Origin of the sequence: Methylobacterium endophyticum (genome assembly GCF_050591105.1) — a bacterium.
Lineage (GTDB): Bacteria > Pseudomonadota > Alphaproteobacteria > Rhizobiales > Beijerinckiaceae > Methylobacterium.
Genome location: NZ_JBNHES010000009.1, coordinates 102,090 through 117,633, shown reverse-complemented (window position 1 = coordinate 117,633; position 15,544 = coordinate 102,090). Strand labels below are relative to the sequence as shown.

15 protein-coding genes are annotated in these 15,544 nt (G+C 72.3%); 3 read left to right on the top strand and 12 right to left on the bottom strand.

Annotation, left to right across the window (positions count from 1 at the left end):
* Positions 1 to 561 (top strand): 16S rRNA (guanine(966)-N(2))-methyltransferase RsmD, encoded by a 561-nt coding sequence (gene rsmD / locus ACP56T_RS12255; protein WP_430912394.1) that lies wholly within the window; start codon positions 1 to 3, stop codon positions 559 to 561.
* On the opposite strand, the gene ACP56T_RS12250 is transcribed toward rsmD, so the two are convergent.
* The 4 genes from ACP56T_RS12250 to ACP56T_RS12235 all read right to left on the bottom strand — a co-directional run bounded on the left by ACP56T_RS12250 (position 546) and on the right by ACP56T_RS12235 (position 5,134).
* Positions 546 to 893, bottom strand: a complete 348-nt coding sequence (locus ACP56T_RS12250) for a cupin domain-containing protein (protein WP_430912393.1) — start codon at positions 891 to 893, stop codon at positions 546 to 548. The two genes, rsmD and ACP56T_RS12250, sit on opposite strands and share 16 nt — an antisense overlap.
* 45 nt (positions 894 to 938) lie before the next feature.
* Positions 939 to 1,478 (bottom strand): helix-turn-helix domain-containing protein, encoded by a 540-nt coding sequence (locus ACP56T_RS12245; protein ID WP_430912392.1) that lies wholly within the window; start codon positions 1,476 to 1,478, stop codon positions 939 to 941.
* 342 nt (positions 1,479 to 1,820) lie between these two features.
* Positions 1,821 to 3,713, bottom strand: a complete 1,893-nt coding sequence (mutL, locus tag ACP56T_RS12240) for a DNA mismatch repair endonuclease MutL (RefSeq protein ID WP_430912391.1) — start codon at positions 3,711 to 3,713, stop codon at positions 1,821 to 1,823.
* A gap of 404 nt (positions 3,714 to 4,117) precedes the next feature.
* Complete coding sequence (locus ACP56T_RS12235) at positions 4,118 to 5,134, bottom strand: KpsF/GutQ family sugar-phosphate isomerase (protein WP_430912390.1); 1,017 nt, start codon at positions 5,132 to 5,134, stop codon at positions 4,118 to 4,120.
* Between the two features lie 253 nt (positions 5,135 to 5,387).
* Between ACP56T_RS12235 and ACP56T_RS12230 the strand changes: the two genes are divergently transcribed.
* On the top strand, positions 5,388 to 7,091 hold the full coding sequence (locus ACP56T_RS12230; RefSeq protein WP_430912453.1) for an outer membrane beta-barrel protein: 1,704 nt from the start codon (positions 5,388 to 5,390) through the stop codon (positions 7,089 to 7,091).
* Between the two features lie 111 nt (positions 7,092 to 7,202).
* Here the strand turns inward: ACP56T_RS12230 and ACP56T_RS12225 are convergent, their stop codons facing one another.
* From ACP56T_RS12225 to ACP56T_RS12190, 8 genes are all read right to left on the bottom strand, one after another.
* On the bottom strand, positions 7,203 to 8,369 hold the full coding sequence (locus tag ACP56T_RS12225) for a YbfB/YjiJ family MFS transporter (RefSeq protein ID WP_430912389.1): 1,167 nt from the start codon (positions 8,367 to 8,369) through the stop codon (positions 7,203 to 7,205).
* 55 nt (positions 8,370 to 8,424) lie between these two features.
* Positions 8,425 to 9,009, bottom strand: a complete 585-nt coding sequence (locus ACP56T_RS12220; protein WP_430912388.1) for an AprI/Inh family metalloprotease inhibitor — start codon at positions 9,007 to 9,009, stop codon at positions 8,425 to 8,427.
* Between the two features lie 173 nt (positions 9,010 to 9,182).
* Positions 9,183 to 9,983 (bottom strand): succinate dehydrogenase iron-sulfur subunit, encoded by an 801-nt coding sequence (locus tag ACP56T_RS12215; protein ID WP_430912387.1) that lies wholly within the window; start codon positions 9,981 to 9,983, stop codon positions 9,183 to 9,185.
* Between the two features lie 10 nt (positions 9,984 to 9,993).
* Positions 9,994 to 10,272 (bottom strand): hypothetical protein, encoded by a 279-nt coding sequence (locus ACP56T_RS12210; RefSeq protein ID WP_430912386.1) that lies wholly within the window; start codon positions 10,270 to 10,272, stop codon positions 9,994 to 9,996.
* Positions 10,272 to 12,089, bottom strand: a complete 1,818-nt coding sequence (gene sdhA / locus ACP56T_RS12205) for a succinate dehydrogenase flavoprotein subunit (protein ID WP_430912385.1) — start codon at positions 12,087 to 12,089, stop codon at positions 10,272 to 10,274. The genes ACP56T_RS12210 and sdhA overlap by 1 nt, the downstream gene beginning before the upstream one ends.
* Before the next feature lie 35 nt (positions 12,090 to 12,124).
* Positions 12,125 to 12,529, bottom strand: a complete 405-nt coding sequence (sdhD, locus tag ACP56T_RS12200) for a succinate dehydrogenase, hydrophobic membrane anchor protein (RefSeq protein ID WP_430912384.1) — start codon at positions 12,527 to 12,529, stop codon at positions 12,125 to 12,127.
* Positions 12,530 to 12,549: 20 nt separating this feature from the next.
* On the bottom strand, positions 12,550 to 12,951 hold the full coding sequence (gene sdhC, locus ACP56T_RS12195) for a succinate dehydrogenase, cytochrome b556 subunit (protein WP_430912383.1): 402 nt from the start codon (positions 12,949 to 12,951) through the stop codon (positions 12,550 to 12,552).
* Between the two features lie 147 nt (positions 12,952 to 13,098).
* The gene (locus tag ACP56T_RS12190; protein WP_430912452.1) at positions 13,099 to 14,352 is read right to left on the bottom strand and encodes an SLC13 family permease; all 1,254 of its coding nucleotides are present in this window, start codon (positions 14,350 to 14,352) and stop codon (positions 13,099 to 13,101) included.
* Positions 14,353 to 14,657: 305 nt separating this feature from the next.
* Here ACP56T_RS12190 and ACP56T_RS12185 point away from each other — a divergent pair, with 305 nt between their 5' ends.
* Entirely contained in the window at positions 14,658 to 15,542 is an 885-nt protein-coding gene (locus ACP56T_RS12185; RefSeq protein WP_430912382.1) for a LysR family transcriptional regulator, read from the top strand.
* Positions 15,543 to 15,544 lie beyond the last annotated feature (2 nt).

The window sequence follows — 15,544 nt, the reverse complement described above, 5'->3', positions numbered from 1 at the left end:
GTGAGGATCGTCGGCGGCGCCCTCAAGGGGCGCCGGCTCGCGGGGCCGCGCACGGACGCGATCCGTCCGACCTCCGACCGGCTGCGCGAGGCGCTCTTCAACGTGCTCGCGCATGCCTATGCCGACGCCGTCGACGGGGCGCGTGTGCTCGATCTCTTCGCCGGCACCGGGGCTCTGAGCTTCGAGGCGATCTCGCGCGGGGCGGCCTACGCGCTCCTCGTGGACGAGGGATCGGAGGCGCGCGCGCTCATCCGCGAGAACATCGAGGCGCTGGGCCTGGAGGGCGCGACGCGCCTGTTCCGGCGCGACGCCGGAAAGCTCGGTGCCTCCGGCCCGAGCGGCCGCTTCGATCTCGTCTTCTGCGATCCGCCCTACGGGCGCGACCTCGCCCCGCGCGCCCTCGTCTCGGCCGCCGCCGGAGGCTGGCTCTCGCCGGACGCGCTGGTGATCGTCGAGGAGGCCGCGAGCGCCGCCCTCGTCCTGCCGCCGGCCTTCTCCGAACTGGAGCGGCGGAGCTACGGCGAGACGGTGGTGGCGATCGCCCGCTACGCGGAAGGCTGATCGGCGTCGAAATGCGCCGCGAGCCAGACCGTCGCCCGGTTCGCGTCGGTGGCCTCGATCCGGTGCCGGCGGCGGGGGGCGATGAAGAGGTGGTCGCCGGGGTTCAGCGCCCTCGGGCCTGGCTCGTCGGCGAAGCGCAGCACGGCCGAGCCCGACAGCAGGACGACCCATTCGGCCTGGGGCTGGTCGTACCAGAAGCTCGGCGGGCTCGCCTGCCCCGTCGAGACGATGCGCTCGATCCGCACGCCCCGCCCCGCCGCGAGGAGGCCGACGATCTCGTCCGGCGCGGAAGCCGGCAGGTCCGCGAAGAGGTTGCCGTCCGCCACGCTCATGTCCCCAGCCGGTTGTCCTGCGATCGCGCCGACCGCCATCGCCCGCTATCGAAGCGGTTCCGCCTTTGGCGCCTGCGCGGACGCCAATGGCCGCTCCAGCACCATGCTCACCTGCTCGGGCAGGCTGGCGATCACGCCGAGATAGGCGAGGGCCGCCGCATCCGGATGCCGCCTCTTGCTCTCCCAGTTCCTGAGCGTATCGACATCCAGGGCATAGCGAAGAGCGAACTGCTCCTGGGTCAATCCGAGACGCTCGCGCAGGGCGCGAACGTCGACCTCCGGACGATCCAGTCGGGACGCGCGGCAGCCGGCCTCGCCCAGTTCACGGGCCATGGCACCCTCGTCCTCGACCGTCGGCACGCGGGCGACGGCGCGCCCCTTGTCGAGCATCTCCTCGATCACCCGCTTCGCCTTCAGGAGAGTCAGGCCCCGCTTAGCCAGGGCCAGCGTCGCCGGGACCGTCAGGACCTCCCGCGCCGTCCGGTTCGGGCTCAGGGACAGGATCAAGGGTGAACCTGAGGCGACGCGGGGTACGTCCCGGATTGGCCCCAGACGTCCGAGCCGCTCCTTCAACGACGATTTCATCGTAGCCGGTCTCCTTGAGAGCCCATTGCGCCAACTGGCGCAGCCTGGCGTGACCCAGGGTGTTCCTGCCCGTGTCGGAGTGGATGTGCAGCCCGGAAAGCCGCAACCCGCCACCGACTTCCCGCACTTCGGCCATCACATGCACGATGCCGTGCGGAGTGATGATCCGAACCGTCACGACGGTGTCGTCCGAGAGCCCGTCCTCTCGGAACTCGAACGTCACGGTGCTTGGATCCCACGCCATTGTTATCTGCCATTGGCACGGTTGTTTCAAGGACTGCGGCGGGCCCGCCTGTCCGGAGTGCCGGGCTTCGCCCCCTCGCCCGGAACGATACCCTCCCCTCAGCGCCGCCCGAACAGGCGCTCGATGTCGGAGAGCTTCAGCTCCACGAAGGTCGGGCGGCCGTGGTTGCACGAGCCCGAGAGCGGCGTCGCCTCCATCTCGCGCAGCAGCGCGTTCATCTCCTCGGGCCGCAGCCGCCGCCCGGCCCGGATCGAGCCGTGGCAGCTCATGCGCGAGAGGATCGCGTCGAGGCGGCGGGCCAGCGGTCCGCCCTCCTCCGAGGCGGTGCCCTCCTCCGCGCCGCTCTCGTCCAGCGCGTCGAGGATGTCGGCGACGAGGGCCTTGGCGGAGGCCCCCGACAGCGCTGACGGCACCGCGCGCACCAGCACGGCGCCGGGCCCGAAGGCTTCGAGCGAGAGGCCGAGCCGGTCGAGATCGGGGGCGGCGGCGACGAGCCGGGCGGCGTCCGCGGGGGCCATCTCGACCACGTCGGGGATCAGCAGCCCCTGGCGCGGGATGCCGCCGGCCGCCCGCTCGCGCTTCAGCCGCTCGTAGACGAGGCGCTCATGCGCCGCGTGCTGGTCCACCAGCACGATGCCGTCGCGGGTCTGGGCGAGGATGTAGGTCTCGTGGAGCTGGGCGCGGGCGGCCCCGAGCGGCGCGCCGTCGAGCCCGTCCTCCTCGCCCTGGGCGCGGATATCGGCGGAGGGCGGGGCGAGCGCATCCTCGAAACGCGCCTGCGCGCCCTCCCCCAGGCCGAGCCGATCGTCCAGGCCCTGCCGATCCTCGCGCATCCCCCGGAAGCCGGCCGGCGCGCCGACCGAGGGCAGGCCAGGGCTGAAGCGTGCGCCCTCGCGATGCGGCCCCGACCATCCCGCCCCGGAAAAGGCTGCGGGCCGCAGGGCCTCCAGGGTCCGGGCGGCGCCGGTGGTCGCAGAGCGGGCGCCCCCCCGGCGCAGGGCGTCGTGGATGGCGCTGACCACCAGCGCGCGCACCAGCCCCGGATCGCGGAAGCGTACCTCCGTCTTCGCCGGATGCACGTTGACGTCGACGAGGCCGGGATCGCAGGCGATCGACAGCCCCAGCACCGGGTGCCGGTCGGAGGCCATGGTGTCGGCATAGGCGCCGCGCACCGCCGAGAGCAACAGCCGGTCGCGCACCGGGCGGCCGTTGACGCTGAAATGGATATGGGTCCCCGCCCCCCGGTGATAGGTCGGCAGGCCGGTGAAGCCCGAGAGCGAGAAGCCCTCGCGGGCCATCTCCACGGGCAGCGCGTTGGCGGAGAACTCCGCCCCCAGCACGGCGGAGAGCCGGCGCAGCACCGCGTCCGGACTCTCGCCCATCTCGGCGGGAAAGACGAGGGGCGTGCCTCCGTCGCTCCTCAGGCTGAAGCGGATGCCGGGCTTGGCCAGCGCCAGCCGGCGGACGATGTCGGCGACGGCGGCGGTCTCGGCCCGGTCCGACTTCAGGAACTTGAGCCGCGCGGGGGTGGCGGAGAAGAGATCCGCGACCTCGACGCGGGTGCCGCGCGCGGCCGGCGCCGGACGGACCTCGCCCTTGCGGCCGGCATCCACGGTGAGGCCGGCGCCGCTCTCGGCATCGGCCGTGCGGCTCACGATGGAGAGCCGCGCCACGGCGCCGATGGAGGGCAGGGCCTCGCCGCGAAAGCCGAGGGAGTCTATGCGCGCGAGATCCCCCTCGGGCAGCTTGGAGGTGGCGTGGCGCTCGACCGCGAGCGCCAGATCCTCAGGGCTCATGCCGGCGCCGTCGTCGACGACGCGGATCAGCCGGCGGCCGCCTGCCTCGATGCCGATCTCGATGCTGCCCGCGCCGGCGTCGACGGCGTTCTCGACCAGTTCCTTGACGGCGGAGGCCGGCCGCTCGACCACCTCGCCGGCCGCGATCCGGTCGACGAGCACCGCGTCGAGGCGGCGGACCGGGCGGTGCGGCATGAACATTGCCTGATTGGGCGCGAGAGGATGGCGCGCGACTATAAACACCGATACGGTGTCGATCCATCGCGTACCGCACGAGCCCGCAAGCGCCAGGCCATGGCGCGGCATGCGGCGTTTTGTTGCGGCCCGGTGACACGTCCGCGGGAACGTGATCATCCGCCGCCGGAAACCTATTTACGAAGTGTATTCAAGAGCGCCAGGTGGGCGGGCCGCATCCGGTCGCCCGGATGCGTGTGCAACCTCAGACTTCAGCGCGCCGCCTCAAAGCCGGCGCGCTTTTTTGTTGGCGCGACCTTCGCCGGAAAGCGGATGCAGGACGGTGCGCGGGCGCACCCGGCGGGCGATCCGCCGCCCGCGCGCGAGGCCCGGAATCGGGCCGGCGGACCCCTTCCGGCCTGTCCTCAGGCGACGCCCGAGCGCAGCAGGTCGTGGTAGTGCAGCAGCCCCACCGGGCGCCCGTCCTCGACCACGACGAGGGCGGTGATCTTCATGCTCTCCTGGATCTCGAGCGCCTTGGCGAGCAGGGTCTCGGGCCCGACCGTGCGGGGCTTCGTGCTCATCACCGCCTCGACGTTGAGGGCGTCGAGGTCGTTGCGGAAGATGTTGCGGCGGATGTCGCCGTCGGTGACGATGCCCGCGAGCCGTCCGTCCGCCTCTACGACCAGCACCGAGCCGAAGCCCTTGGCGTCGATCTCGGCGATGGCCGCGCGCATGGGCGTGCCGCGCGGGACCACCGGCATCTGGCCGCCCCCATGCATGACCTCGCGGACCTGGCGCAGGGAGGCGCCGAGCCGGCCGCCGGGATGGTAGATGCCGAACTCGCGGGCCGAGAAGCCGCGCGCTTCGAGCAGCGCCACGGCGAGGGCGTCGCCGAGGGCGAGCTGCATGGCGGTGGAGGTGGTCGGCGCCAGCCCGTTGGGACAGGCTTCCCTGGCCTTCGGTAGCGTCAGGCAGACATCCGCCTCCCGGCCCAGCGTCGAGCCGGTGTTGGAGGTGATCGCCACGAGGCCGACCCGGTAGCGCCGGGCGTAGCCGATGATGTCGGCGAGCTCGGTGGTCTCGCCCGACCAGGAGAGGGCCACCACCACGTCCTCCGGCTGCACCATGCCGAGGTCGCCGTGGCTGGCCTCGGCCGGATGGACGTAGAGGGCCGGCGTGCCGGTGGAGGCCATCGTCGCCGCGATCTTGCGGCCGATATGGCCGGACTTGCCCATGCCGGTGAGAATGACCCGCCCGCGCGCCCCGGAGATCAGGGCGACCGCCGCTGTGAAGGCGTCTCCCAGGCCGTTGCCGACCGCCTCCATCAGGCAGGCGAGGCCGTCGCGCTCGGTGCCGATGGTGCGCAGGGCCGAGGCCACCGCCGGGGCGTGATGCGCCTCTCCTCGATCCGCGTCCTCGACCCGCTGTGCGAGAGCCATGCCCGGTCGTCTCCCTGGTCCGGCGCCAGTGTCCGTCTCTTCGGCGCCGTCCTTGGCCGGCGAATGTGGTGGCAACGGGGCCGGAGACGGGACCGGGCGCGCCCCGCGTTGACGGCCCATTAACCACGTCCGGCATAGATCCGTTAACCATGGGTCGAAGGCCGCTCCCCGGCTTGTCGCCGGCCCGTCCGGGAGACGACCGTCGGTGAAGGGGCTTGGGCCGAGCGCGAGGGGATTCGAGGCGGCCCGCGCCGTGCCCGCCCTCTCCCTGCTCGCCCGCCCCTTATTCGTCCTCGCCGTCGGGGCCGCGCTCGCCCCTCTGCCCGCCCTTGCCCAGTCCCCCGGCTTCGATGCCACCGCGCCGTTGCCCGGCAATCCCGGCCGTGGACAGGTCCAGGGGAGCAACGGCCTGCCGGCGCTGCGCGCGAATTCCGGCGGAGGCGATGCGGCCTCCGGCGATCCCCCTCCTCCCGGCCTGCGCAGCGGGCTCTCGGGCGCCGGGCTCTCGGGCGCGCAACTGAGCGGGCTCGACACGCAGGTCCGCTCCGGCGGCGCGCGCACGGGCGGGGCCGGCAGCGCCAACACGGCGCCGACGAGCCTGCTGCGCCTGCGCGCCGCTCCTCCGCGCCGCATCGGATTGTCGACCCGGCGCATCACCCGCGAGGCCACGCAGGTCTCCCCCACGGCGCTGAGGCTCTCGCCGGTGGTGCAGGCGCCGGTGGTCGGCGTGCCGCTCCCCGTCGCGGCGTCGACGCTGGGCCTCATCACCCCCGGCGCGCTGCTCGGCAATGCGCTGCGCCGGCCGGCACCCGTCGACAGCGCCTACGCGCCCCTCGGGCTGAGGCTCGGCAGCTTCACGGTGCTGCCGGCCTTCACGCAGTTCGTCGGCTACGATTCGAACCCCGACCAGACGACGCCCCGCGCGGCGAAGGGCTCGGCGGCGCTGCGCAGCGAGGGCGAGGTCGCCTTCCGCTCGGACTGGTCTGCGCACGAGCTCGCGGGCGAATTGCGCGGCGGCTATTCGAGCTTTCCCGAGACCGATCAGGCGAGCCGCCCCAACGGGGCCGGCAGCGTGCGCCTGCGCCTCGACGCCAACCGCGACCTCCGGTTCGACGTCGAGGGCCGCTTCCTGGTGGACACCCAGCGCGCCGGCAGCCCCGATCTCCAGGCTGCCGTGGTCAGCCGGCCGATCGTGGCCACCTACGGCACCTCGGTGGGCGCGACGCAGAGCTTCAACCGGTTGCAGGTGTCCCTGCGCGGCTCCGTCGACCGCTCGGAATTCGAGGACGCGCGGCTCTCCAACGGTCAGACCGTGATCCAGAGCGACCGCAACATGAACCAGTACTCCTTGCGCCTGCGCACGGCCTACGAGATCTCGCCCGTCGTCACGCCCTTCGTCGATCTGCTCGCCGACACACGCATCTACGACAGCCGGCGCGACCAGAACGGCGTGCGCCGCGACTCGGACGGGGTCGCGATCACGGCGGGCGCCTCCTTCGCGCTGACCCGCTTCCTTACCGGCGAGGTCTCGGCCGGGATCCAGCACCGCAGCTATGTCGACCCGACCCTCAAGGCCATCGACGCGCCGCTCGTCAACGCCGCGCTGATCTGGTCGGCGAGCCCGCTCACCACGGTCCGCTTCAACGCCGTCACCGGCGTGACCGAGACCTCCGTCGCCGGGTCGAGCGGCGTCCTCACCGACGCCGTGACGCTGGAGGTGCAGCACGACCTGCTGCGCAACCTCTCGATCACGCTGGGCGGGGCGCTGCTCAGCAACGACTACCAGGGCGCGCGCATCAAGGAGACCGGCTTCTCCGCCACCGCCCGGCTCGACTACCGCTTCAACCGCTGGCTGACCTTCCGCGGCTCCTACATCTATCAGGAGATCAACAGCTCCTCGGCCGGATCGAGCTTTTCGGACAACACCGTCCTGTTCGGGTTGCGGGTGAACCCTTGAGCGCCCTCCGCCGAAGGGGATGCCGGTTCGGCGCGCGCGTGCGCGGCACGACAGGAGCTTCAAGACAGGAACTTGGAGACGCGATCCGTCGCAGTGCTATCGGATGCGGCTCTAAGCGCGCCTGATCTCGGCGAGCACGATCAGGCCCGCCGTCACCAGGAAGGCGACGGCGACGAGGCTCGGCGCCCGGTAGCTGCCGAAGGCGTCCCGCATCAGGCCGCCGACCACGGGGCCGATCACCTGCCCGACCCCGAAGCTCGCGGTCATCAGGGCGAGCGGCCGGGCCGCGCCGCCCGCCCGGACCCGCGCGGCGTCGAAGCCCAGCGCCGTCAGCGGCACGAAGGTGCCCCCGAGCAGCACCGCCGCGAGAAGCACGCCCGCCCAGGACGGCCACAGCACGCTCGCCGCGACGCCGACCGCCTCGACCCCGCAGGCGAGGGCGTAGGCGGCCAGCGTCCCGATCCGCCGGGCGGCGGCGCGCCAGAGGAAGACCGAGGGCGCGGAGGCCAGCCCGACGCTGAGCCACAGCGCCGGCTCGAAGCTGCGCAGCGCCGGATCGGCGCGGGCGATGGCCACCAGGAAGGTCGCGGTGATGACATAGCCGAAGCCGAACAATCCGTAGGACAGGATCAGCGGGCCGAGCGGCCGCCCGTCGCCGCGATCGGCCGCCCTCGCCCGCGCCGCGCCGGGCTCGTCCGAAGGGATCAGCAGGGCCGCCACGCCGAGCCCCGCGAGGCTCGCCAGCCCGCAGGCGAACCAGAGGCCGTGCCAGCCGACGCCCGCCATCTCCAGCGCCGGCACCAGGATCCCGGAGAGCGCGATGCCGATGCCGGGGCCCGCGAAATACAGGGCCGAGAGGCCGGGGCGCCCGCGCGCGGCGAGCTGGTCGAGGACGAGGGCCGCGCCGAAGACGAAGGCCAGGGCGCTGGCGACACCGCTGAGGAAGCGCAGCACCGCGAAGGCGGCAAGGCCGTCGGCGAGGCCCATCGCCCCCGTGGTGAGCGCGCTGGCCAGCAGCGCGCCGAACATCCAGGTCCGGCGCCGGCCCGGCAGGCCGGGCAGCGCCACCAGCAGCGCGCCGAGAAGATAGCCGACGAAATTCGCCGCTGCGATCAACCCGGCGGCGCTGCCCGAGAGGCCGAGCGCCTCCTGCATCGCCGGCAGGATCGGGGTGTAGACGAAGCGGCCGATGCCCATCGCGACGGCGAGCACCGTCATGCCGCCGAGGGCGGCGGGATAGGCCCCCGCCTGCCGGGGCGCTTCGCCGGCGGGGCTCACGCGCGGCCCGCGCGCGCATCGGACCTCACGGGGCGATGCCCCATGAGGTGTCGGCTCATCGCGCGAGCGCCAGGGACGCGCCGGACTTCGACAGGGCGCCCTCGAGGCTGCCGCCGGCCTGGCGCAGGCGCCCGGCCACCGTGCCGCCGGGCTGGTAGAGATAGACCTCGCCGTCGCGGTAGTCCCAGGCCGTGACCTTGGCGAGATCCTTGTTCGGGCAGCCCGAGGCGGTGGCCTTGTAGAGGTCGAGGGCCGGGGCGCTCGACAGCGAGACCTTGCAGGTGCCGCCCGTGGCGTCGCGCGCGTTCCAGGAGCCGACCACCGAGGAGCGGCCCGTCGTCACCACCGGCGGCGGCGGGGCGGGGGGCACCACGGGCTCGGCGATCACGGCGGTGCCGGGGGCCACGGCGACGGCGCCCGGCGCGGAGGGGGGCGCCCCGTCCGGGGCCGCCGCGACGCCGGGCGGCGGCGCCAGCGGGGCGGTCGTGACGGTCCCCGAGGGCAGCGGCGTCACTGGCTCGACCATTGCGACCTGGGGCCCCGCCCGGCGGCTCGGGCCCTCGAGGCGCGAGGAGGCGCAGGCGCCGAGGCTCGCGGCGAGCGCGATGACGGCGGCGGTCGACAGCAACGGACGCGGCATGGACAACACTTCCCCTCGCGCGCTCCCGGCAGGCTCGATGCCCGGAGCAGCTTCGGCGGACTGCCTCGGGGGGAATTGCGCTGCCCGCAAGGCGGTGCGGGCGGCAAGCGCGGCGGGAGCCGCCTTTCGGGCCGAGTGTGGCCGGCGCGCCGCACCGGCCCCGGAGGCCGTCCTCAGACCTCGCGGAAGACCATCATCTTCTTGATCTCGGCGATGGCCTTCGCCGGGTTGAGGCTCTTCGGGCAGGTGTTGGCGCAGTTCATGATCGTGTGGCAGCGATACAGCCGGAAGGGATCGTGCAGGGCGTCGAGGCGCCCGCCCGTGCCCTCGTCGCGGCTGTCGATCAGCCAGCGATAGGCCTGGAGCAGCGCCGCCGGCCCTAAGAACTTGTCGCCGTTCCACCAGTAGCTCGGGCAGGAGGTGGTGCAACAGGCGCACAGGATGCACTCGTAGAGCCCGTCGAGCTGGGCGCGGTCCTCCGGCGTCTGCTTCCACTCGCGCTCGGGGGCCGGCGTGTCGGTCTGGAGCCAGGGCTCGACGGAGGCGTGCTGGGCGAAGAAGTTCGTCAGGTCCGGGACGAGGTCCTTCAGCACCGGCATGTGCGGCAGCGGGTAGATCTTCACCGCGCCGGTCTTGGCCTTGAGATGCTCGCGGCACTCGTCGATGCCCATGGTGCAGGCGAGCGTGTTCTGGCCCTCGATGTTCATGGCGCAGGAGCCGCAGATGCCCTCCCGGCAGGAGCGCCGGAAGACCAGCGTCGGATCGATCTTGTTCTTGATCCAGAGCAGGGCGTCGAGGACCATCGGCCCGCAATCGTCGCGGTCGACCTGATAGGTGTCGATGCGCGGGTTCTGCCCGTCGTCGGGGTTCCAGCGGTAGATGCGGAACTCCTGGAGGTTCTTGGCTCCCGTCGTCGCGGGCCAGGACTTGCCCTCGGTGATGCGGGAGTTTTTGGGGAGTGCAAACTCGGCCATGGCGCTCGCGTCAGTTGATGCAGGATGCCGAGGTCACGCGGCCGTCCCGCGCGAAGCGGACGGTCAGGCGGTTCGGCCGGAAATCGAAGGTCACCGGGCATTCCTCGCAGGCGATGCGGGTGTCCGGGCCGGGCGTGAGAGCGGCGCGCGCCTCCTCGACGGGGCGGCCGACGAAGCGTTGGGCGGCGGCCGCCCCGCAGGGATCGGCGGCGGGGCCGGCGGCCGAGGCGGGAGCCGCCCCGAGCATCGCCACGGCCGCCGCTCCGATCCTCGCGAGGCGAAGCGGCATCAGTACACCCGCGCCTTCGGCTCGATGTACTGGATCTCGTTCGACATCGTGTAGGTGTGGACCGGACGGTAATCGATCGTGACCCGATGCGAGGTCTCGTCGAGCCAGGAGAGGGTGTGCTTCATCCACTCCTTGTCGTTGCGGTCGGGGAAGTCCTCGCGAGCATGCGCCCCGCGGCTCTCCTTGCGGTTGGCCGCCGATTCCATCGTGACCACGGCCTGGCCGATGAGGTTGTCGAACTCGAGCGTCTCGAGGAGATCGGTGTTCCAGATCAGCGAGCGGTCGGTGACGCGGATGTCGGCGGCGGCGTTCCAGACCTTGTGGATCAGGCCCTTGCCCTCTTCCAGCACCTCGCCGGTGCGGAAGACGGCGCAGTTGTTCTGCATGGTCTTCTGCATGTCGAGGCGCAGCTCTGCCGTCGGCGTGCCGCCGTCGGCGTAGCGGAAGCGGTCGAGCCGGCCGAGGGCCTTGTCGGCCGAGCCCTTGGGCAGCTCCGGCTGGCGCCCGCCCGCCTCGACGATCTCGGCGCAGCGCTGGCCCGCCGCGCGGCCGAACACCACGAGGTCGATGAGCGAGTTCGAGCCCAGACGATTGGCGCCGTGCACGGAGACGCAGGCCGCCTCGCCGATGGCCATCAGGCCCGGCACCACGGTGTCGGGGTTGCCGTCGCGGAGCGTCAGCACCTCGCCGTGATAGTTCGTGGGGATGCCGCCCATGTTGTAGTGCACGGTGGGCAGCACCGGGATCGGCTCGCGGGTGACGTCGACGCCGGCGAAGATCTTGGCCGATTCCGAGATGCCGGGCAGGCGCTCGTGCAGGATCTTCGGATCCAGGTGGTCGAGATGCAGGAAGATGTGGTCGCCGCCCTTGCCGACGCCGCGCCCGGCCCGGATCTCCATGGTCATCGAGCGCGAGACCACGTCGCGTGAGGCGAGGTCTTTCGCGCTCGGCGCGTAGCGCTCCATGAAGCGCTCGCCCTCGGAATTGGTGAGGTAGCCGCCCTCCCCTCGCGCGCCTTCCGTGATGAGGCAGCCGGCGCCGTAGATGCCGGTCGGGTGGAACTGCACGAACTCCATGTCCTGCAACGGCAGGCCGGCGCGCAGCACCATGGCGTTGCCGTCGCCGGTGCAGGTATGGGCCGAGGTCGCGGAGAAGTAGGAGCGGCCGTAGCCGCCGGTGGCGAGCACCACCATCTGCGCGCGGAAGCGGTGGATCTCGCCGGTCGCCTGATCGAGGGCGATGACGCCCCGGCAGCGGCCCTCCTCGTCCATGATGAGGTCGAGGGCGAAATACTCGATGAAGAAGTTCGTCTGGTTCTTCACCGCCTGCCCGTAGAGGGTGTGGAGCATGGCGTGCCCCGTGCGGTCGGCCGCCGCGCAGGTGCGCTGGGCCGTGCCCTTGCCGTAGTCGGTGGTCATGCCGCCGAAGGGCCGCTGGTAGATCTTGCCTTCCTCGGTCCTCGAGAAGGGCACGCCCCAGTGCTCCAGCTCGTAGACGGCGGCCGGGGCGTTCCGAACGAGGTACTCGATGGCGTCTTGGTCGCCGAGCCAGTCCGACCCCTTCACGGTGTCGTACATGTGCCAGCGCCAGTCGTCGGGGCCCATGTTGCCGAGCGAGGCCGAGATGCCCCCCTGCGCCGCCACCGTGTGCGAGCGCGTCGGGAAGACCTTGGTGATGCAGGCGGTGCGCAGGCCCGCCTGGGAGCAGCCCACCGTGGCGCGAAGCCCGGCGCCGCCCGCCCCGACGATGACCACGTCGAAGGTATGGTCGTTGATCGTGTAGGACGGACGCGTTCCGTTCGATCCGTTTGCGGCCATGGGGTGATGTCCCTTGGAGAGGTTTTCGCGCGGGGTCAGCCGAGAGCCCTGAGCCCGACGCGCAGGATCGCGTAGAGGCAGGCGGCCGCGACCGCGACGGCGTAGAAGGTGTTGGCGAGCAGCGCCGCGTATTTCAGGACGTGATCGTGGAGGTAGTCCTCGATCACCACCTGCATGCCGAGCCGCATGTGGATGCAGACCGAGACCACGGCGAGGATCAGGATCACCGCCACCAGCGGGTTGGCGACGAGCGCGGCCGCCTCCGGGTAGGGCCGCCCGGCCATCATCGCCACGACGATCACGAAGGCGATCATCAGGGGCACGTTGGCGGCGGCCGTGACGCGCTGGATCCACCAGTGCCCGGCCCCGTGGCCGGCGGCGCCGAGGCCCCGGACGCGGGCGCGCGGGGTGCGGATGGAGGTTTGGCTGTTTCCGGCCATGGCGATCTCTCCCGGTTCCGTCAGCGCGCGATCAGGGCGACCGCCCAGATCGCGAGGGTGAGCGCCGTGGAGGCGACGAGGGTCAGGCGGGCGAGCCCCATGCGCCGGGCGCGCTCGAAGCCGATGCCGGCGTCCCAGACGAAATGGCGCAGGCCCCCGAGCATGTGGTGCAGCAGCACCCAGGTGTAGACGAACAGCACCAGCTTGCCCGGAAGCGAGCCGAAGAACCAGGCCGCCCAGCCATAGGCGGCCGGCCCGGAGGCCAGCGCCAGCAGCCAGATCGCCACCAGCGCGGTGCCCCCGTAGAGGGCGCAGCCGGTGGCGCGGTGGACCACCGACATCGCCATCGTCCAGGTCCAGCGGTAGATCTGGAGATGGGGCGAGAGCGGGGAGGCGACGGTCGGTCTTGCGGTGGGTGCCATCGTGGCGGGATCCTCGAGGCTCGGTGAAGGCGCAGTCGCGAATTGGAGTGTGTCTAAGGTCGTAGGGCTAGAGCGGAGCGGTGCAACCCGCAATGCCGCAATGCGGCACGGCTCCTTGTGCCCGCACCTGACAGCGCGGCCGTTCTGTCACGACAGCAGCCCGAGTCCGCGCCACCACAGGTAGTCCAGCGGCGCGCAGATCAAGAGCGACGCGAGCCCGGTGGCGGCGGTGAGTCGGGTCGCGTCGGCGAGCCCGACCTTGCCGAGATCGCTGGCGAAGACGATGGGCGGGGCCTGATAGGGCAGGAACAGCGTCGCGTAGCCGACGACCTGCACCATCACCACGCTCATGATGTCGAGCCCGCTGGCGCGCGAGAGCTCGCCCGCGATGGCCGTATAGAGGGCCGGCGCGCCGTTCGCCGTCACCGCGAAGGCCAGCGCCGTGGCGATGAGGGTCAGCACCGCGAAGTTGCGCGCGTCGTGTCCCGGCTCGAGGGGCGCCACCGCCAGCAGCGCCCGCCCGAGCACCGCCCCGAGCCCGGTCTCCGAGACCACGGCGGTGAGCCCGAGCAGCCCGGCGATGTAGAAGCAGGTCCGCAGGTTCACCTTGGCGAAGGACTCCGGCGGGATCACGCCGATGCGCGGCATCAGGCAGATCACCGCGGCCGAGAGCCCCACCCAGGCGGGCGCGATGTGGTGGAGGCTGTCCGTCACCCAGAGCGCCAGGGTCGCGAGCAGGATCGCCGACAGGCGCCCTTCCGCCGCCGAGAGGGGCGTTGCCGCCGTCGCCGCGTCCGGCCCGCGCGCCTCCAGCCGGTCGGGGAAGAGCCTGACGGCGAGCCAGGCGAGGAGCGCGCCCTTGACCAGCGCCAGCACCGGCGCGTGCAGCCAGAGATAGGGCAGATAGGCGAGGTGGAGCCCGTAGCGGCCCTCGGCCGTGCCGGCCATGACGAGGTTCGGCACGTTGGCGGGCAGGATCGCCGCCGACAGGACCGGCGTGGCGATGCCCACCGCGAGCACCGCGCCGACGCGTCCCGGCCGGCCGGGCGCCAGGCCGAATCCGTCGCAGAGCGCCAGCACCACCGGCACCAGCAGCGCGATGCGCCCGAGGTTCGAGGGCATCACGAAGGAGAGCAGGAAGGACAGCGCCACCAGCCCGGCGATGAAGCGCGCATAGGAGCCCGACAGCCGCCCGCTGAGCGAGCGGGCGAGCCGCGCCCCGAGCCCCGTCTCGGTCATCGCCTGCCCGACCACCATGCCCGACAGCACCAGCCAGAAGGCGGAGGAGGCGAAGCCCGAGAAGACCACCGCCGGGGCGCCGAGGCCGAGCAGCATGGCGAGCGCGAAGAACAGCAGCGCGGTCACGACCTCCGGCACGACGGCGGTGGCCCACAGCCCCATGCAGAGCACGAGCAGGCCCCCCGCGAGCACCGCTCCGCCGTTGCCGATCCAGCTCGCGAACCCTGCCCCGAGATCGCCGACCATCCGCCCTCACCTCCCGCCGGCCGACCGCGCCGGGGGCGGGACTGTCGTGAAAACCGGAGCGCGCCGCAATTCGAAAAAGAGCGAGGGTGGCTTCGTCGCGAACGAAGGCTGTTCCGCGCTCGATGGGCCCTCTACGATGGTTTCCCGCCGGCATCGGGACGGGCGGATGCGGCAAGGCTTCGTCCTGGACGCAGGCCGGGGCAGGAATGGGCGGCTTGCCGATGATGCGCTTCGATCTCGTCGATCTCGCCCTCTTCCGCCATGTGGCCGAGGCCGGCTCGATCACCCGCGGCGCGGCCCGCGCCCATCTGGCGCTCGCGGCCGCCTCCACCCGCATCCGCGCCATGGAGGAGACCCTCGGCGCCGCGCTGCTGACCCGCCACCGCCAGGGCGTGGTGCCCACCGCCGCCGGCCGGACGCTGCTCGCCCATGCCCGCGCCCTGCTCGCCGGCATCGACCGGCTCCAGGGGGACCTCTCGGCCTATTCCGGCGGCACGGCCGGCCAGATCCGGGTGGTCTCGAACACCCACGCGCTCACCGAGTTCCTGCCGGAGGTGCTCTCGGCCTATCTCGCCCGGCATCCCGGCATCGGCATCGATCTCGACGAGCACACGTCGGACGAGATCGTCGGTCTCGTGGCCGAGGGCGCGGCCGATCTCGGCATCCTGTCGGGCACCGTCGATACGGGGGCGCTCCAGGTCTTTCCCTTCCGCAAAGACCGGTTCGTGCTGGTGGCGAGCCGCGCGCATCCGCTGGCGCGGCACGACGCGATCTCCTTCGCCGAGGTGCTCGACCACGATCTCGTCGGGCTCGACCGGGCGAGCGCCATCACCCGCTTCCTCGGCGAGCGCGCGGCGCGCATCGGCAAGGCCATGCGGCTGCGGGTGCAGCTGCGCAGCTTCGAGGGGCTCTGCCGGCTGGTGGAATGCGAGGTCGGCCTCGGCATCGTGCCCGAGAGCACGGCCCGGCGCGCGGCGCGGGGTATGGCGGTCGCCGTGGTGCCGCTGACCGATCCCTGGACCGTGCGCGATCTGACGCTCTGCCTGCGGGACCTGTCCGCGCTGCCGCCCTTCGCACGGGATTTCGTCGCGCATCTGCGGGCGTGAGG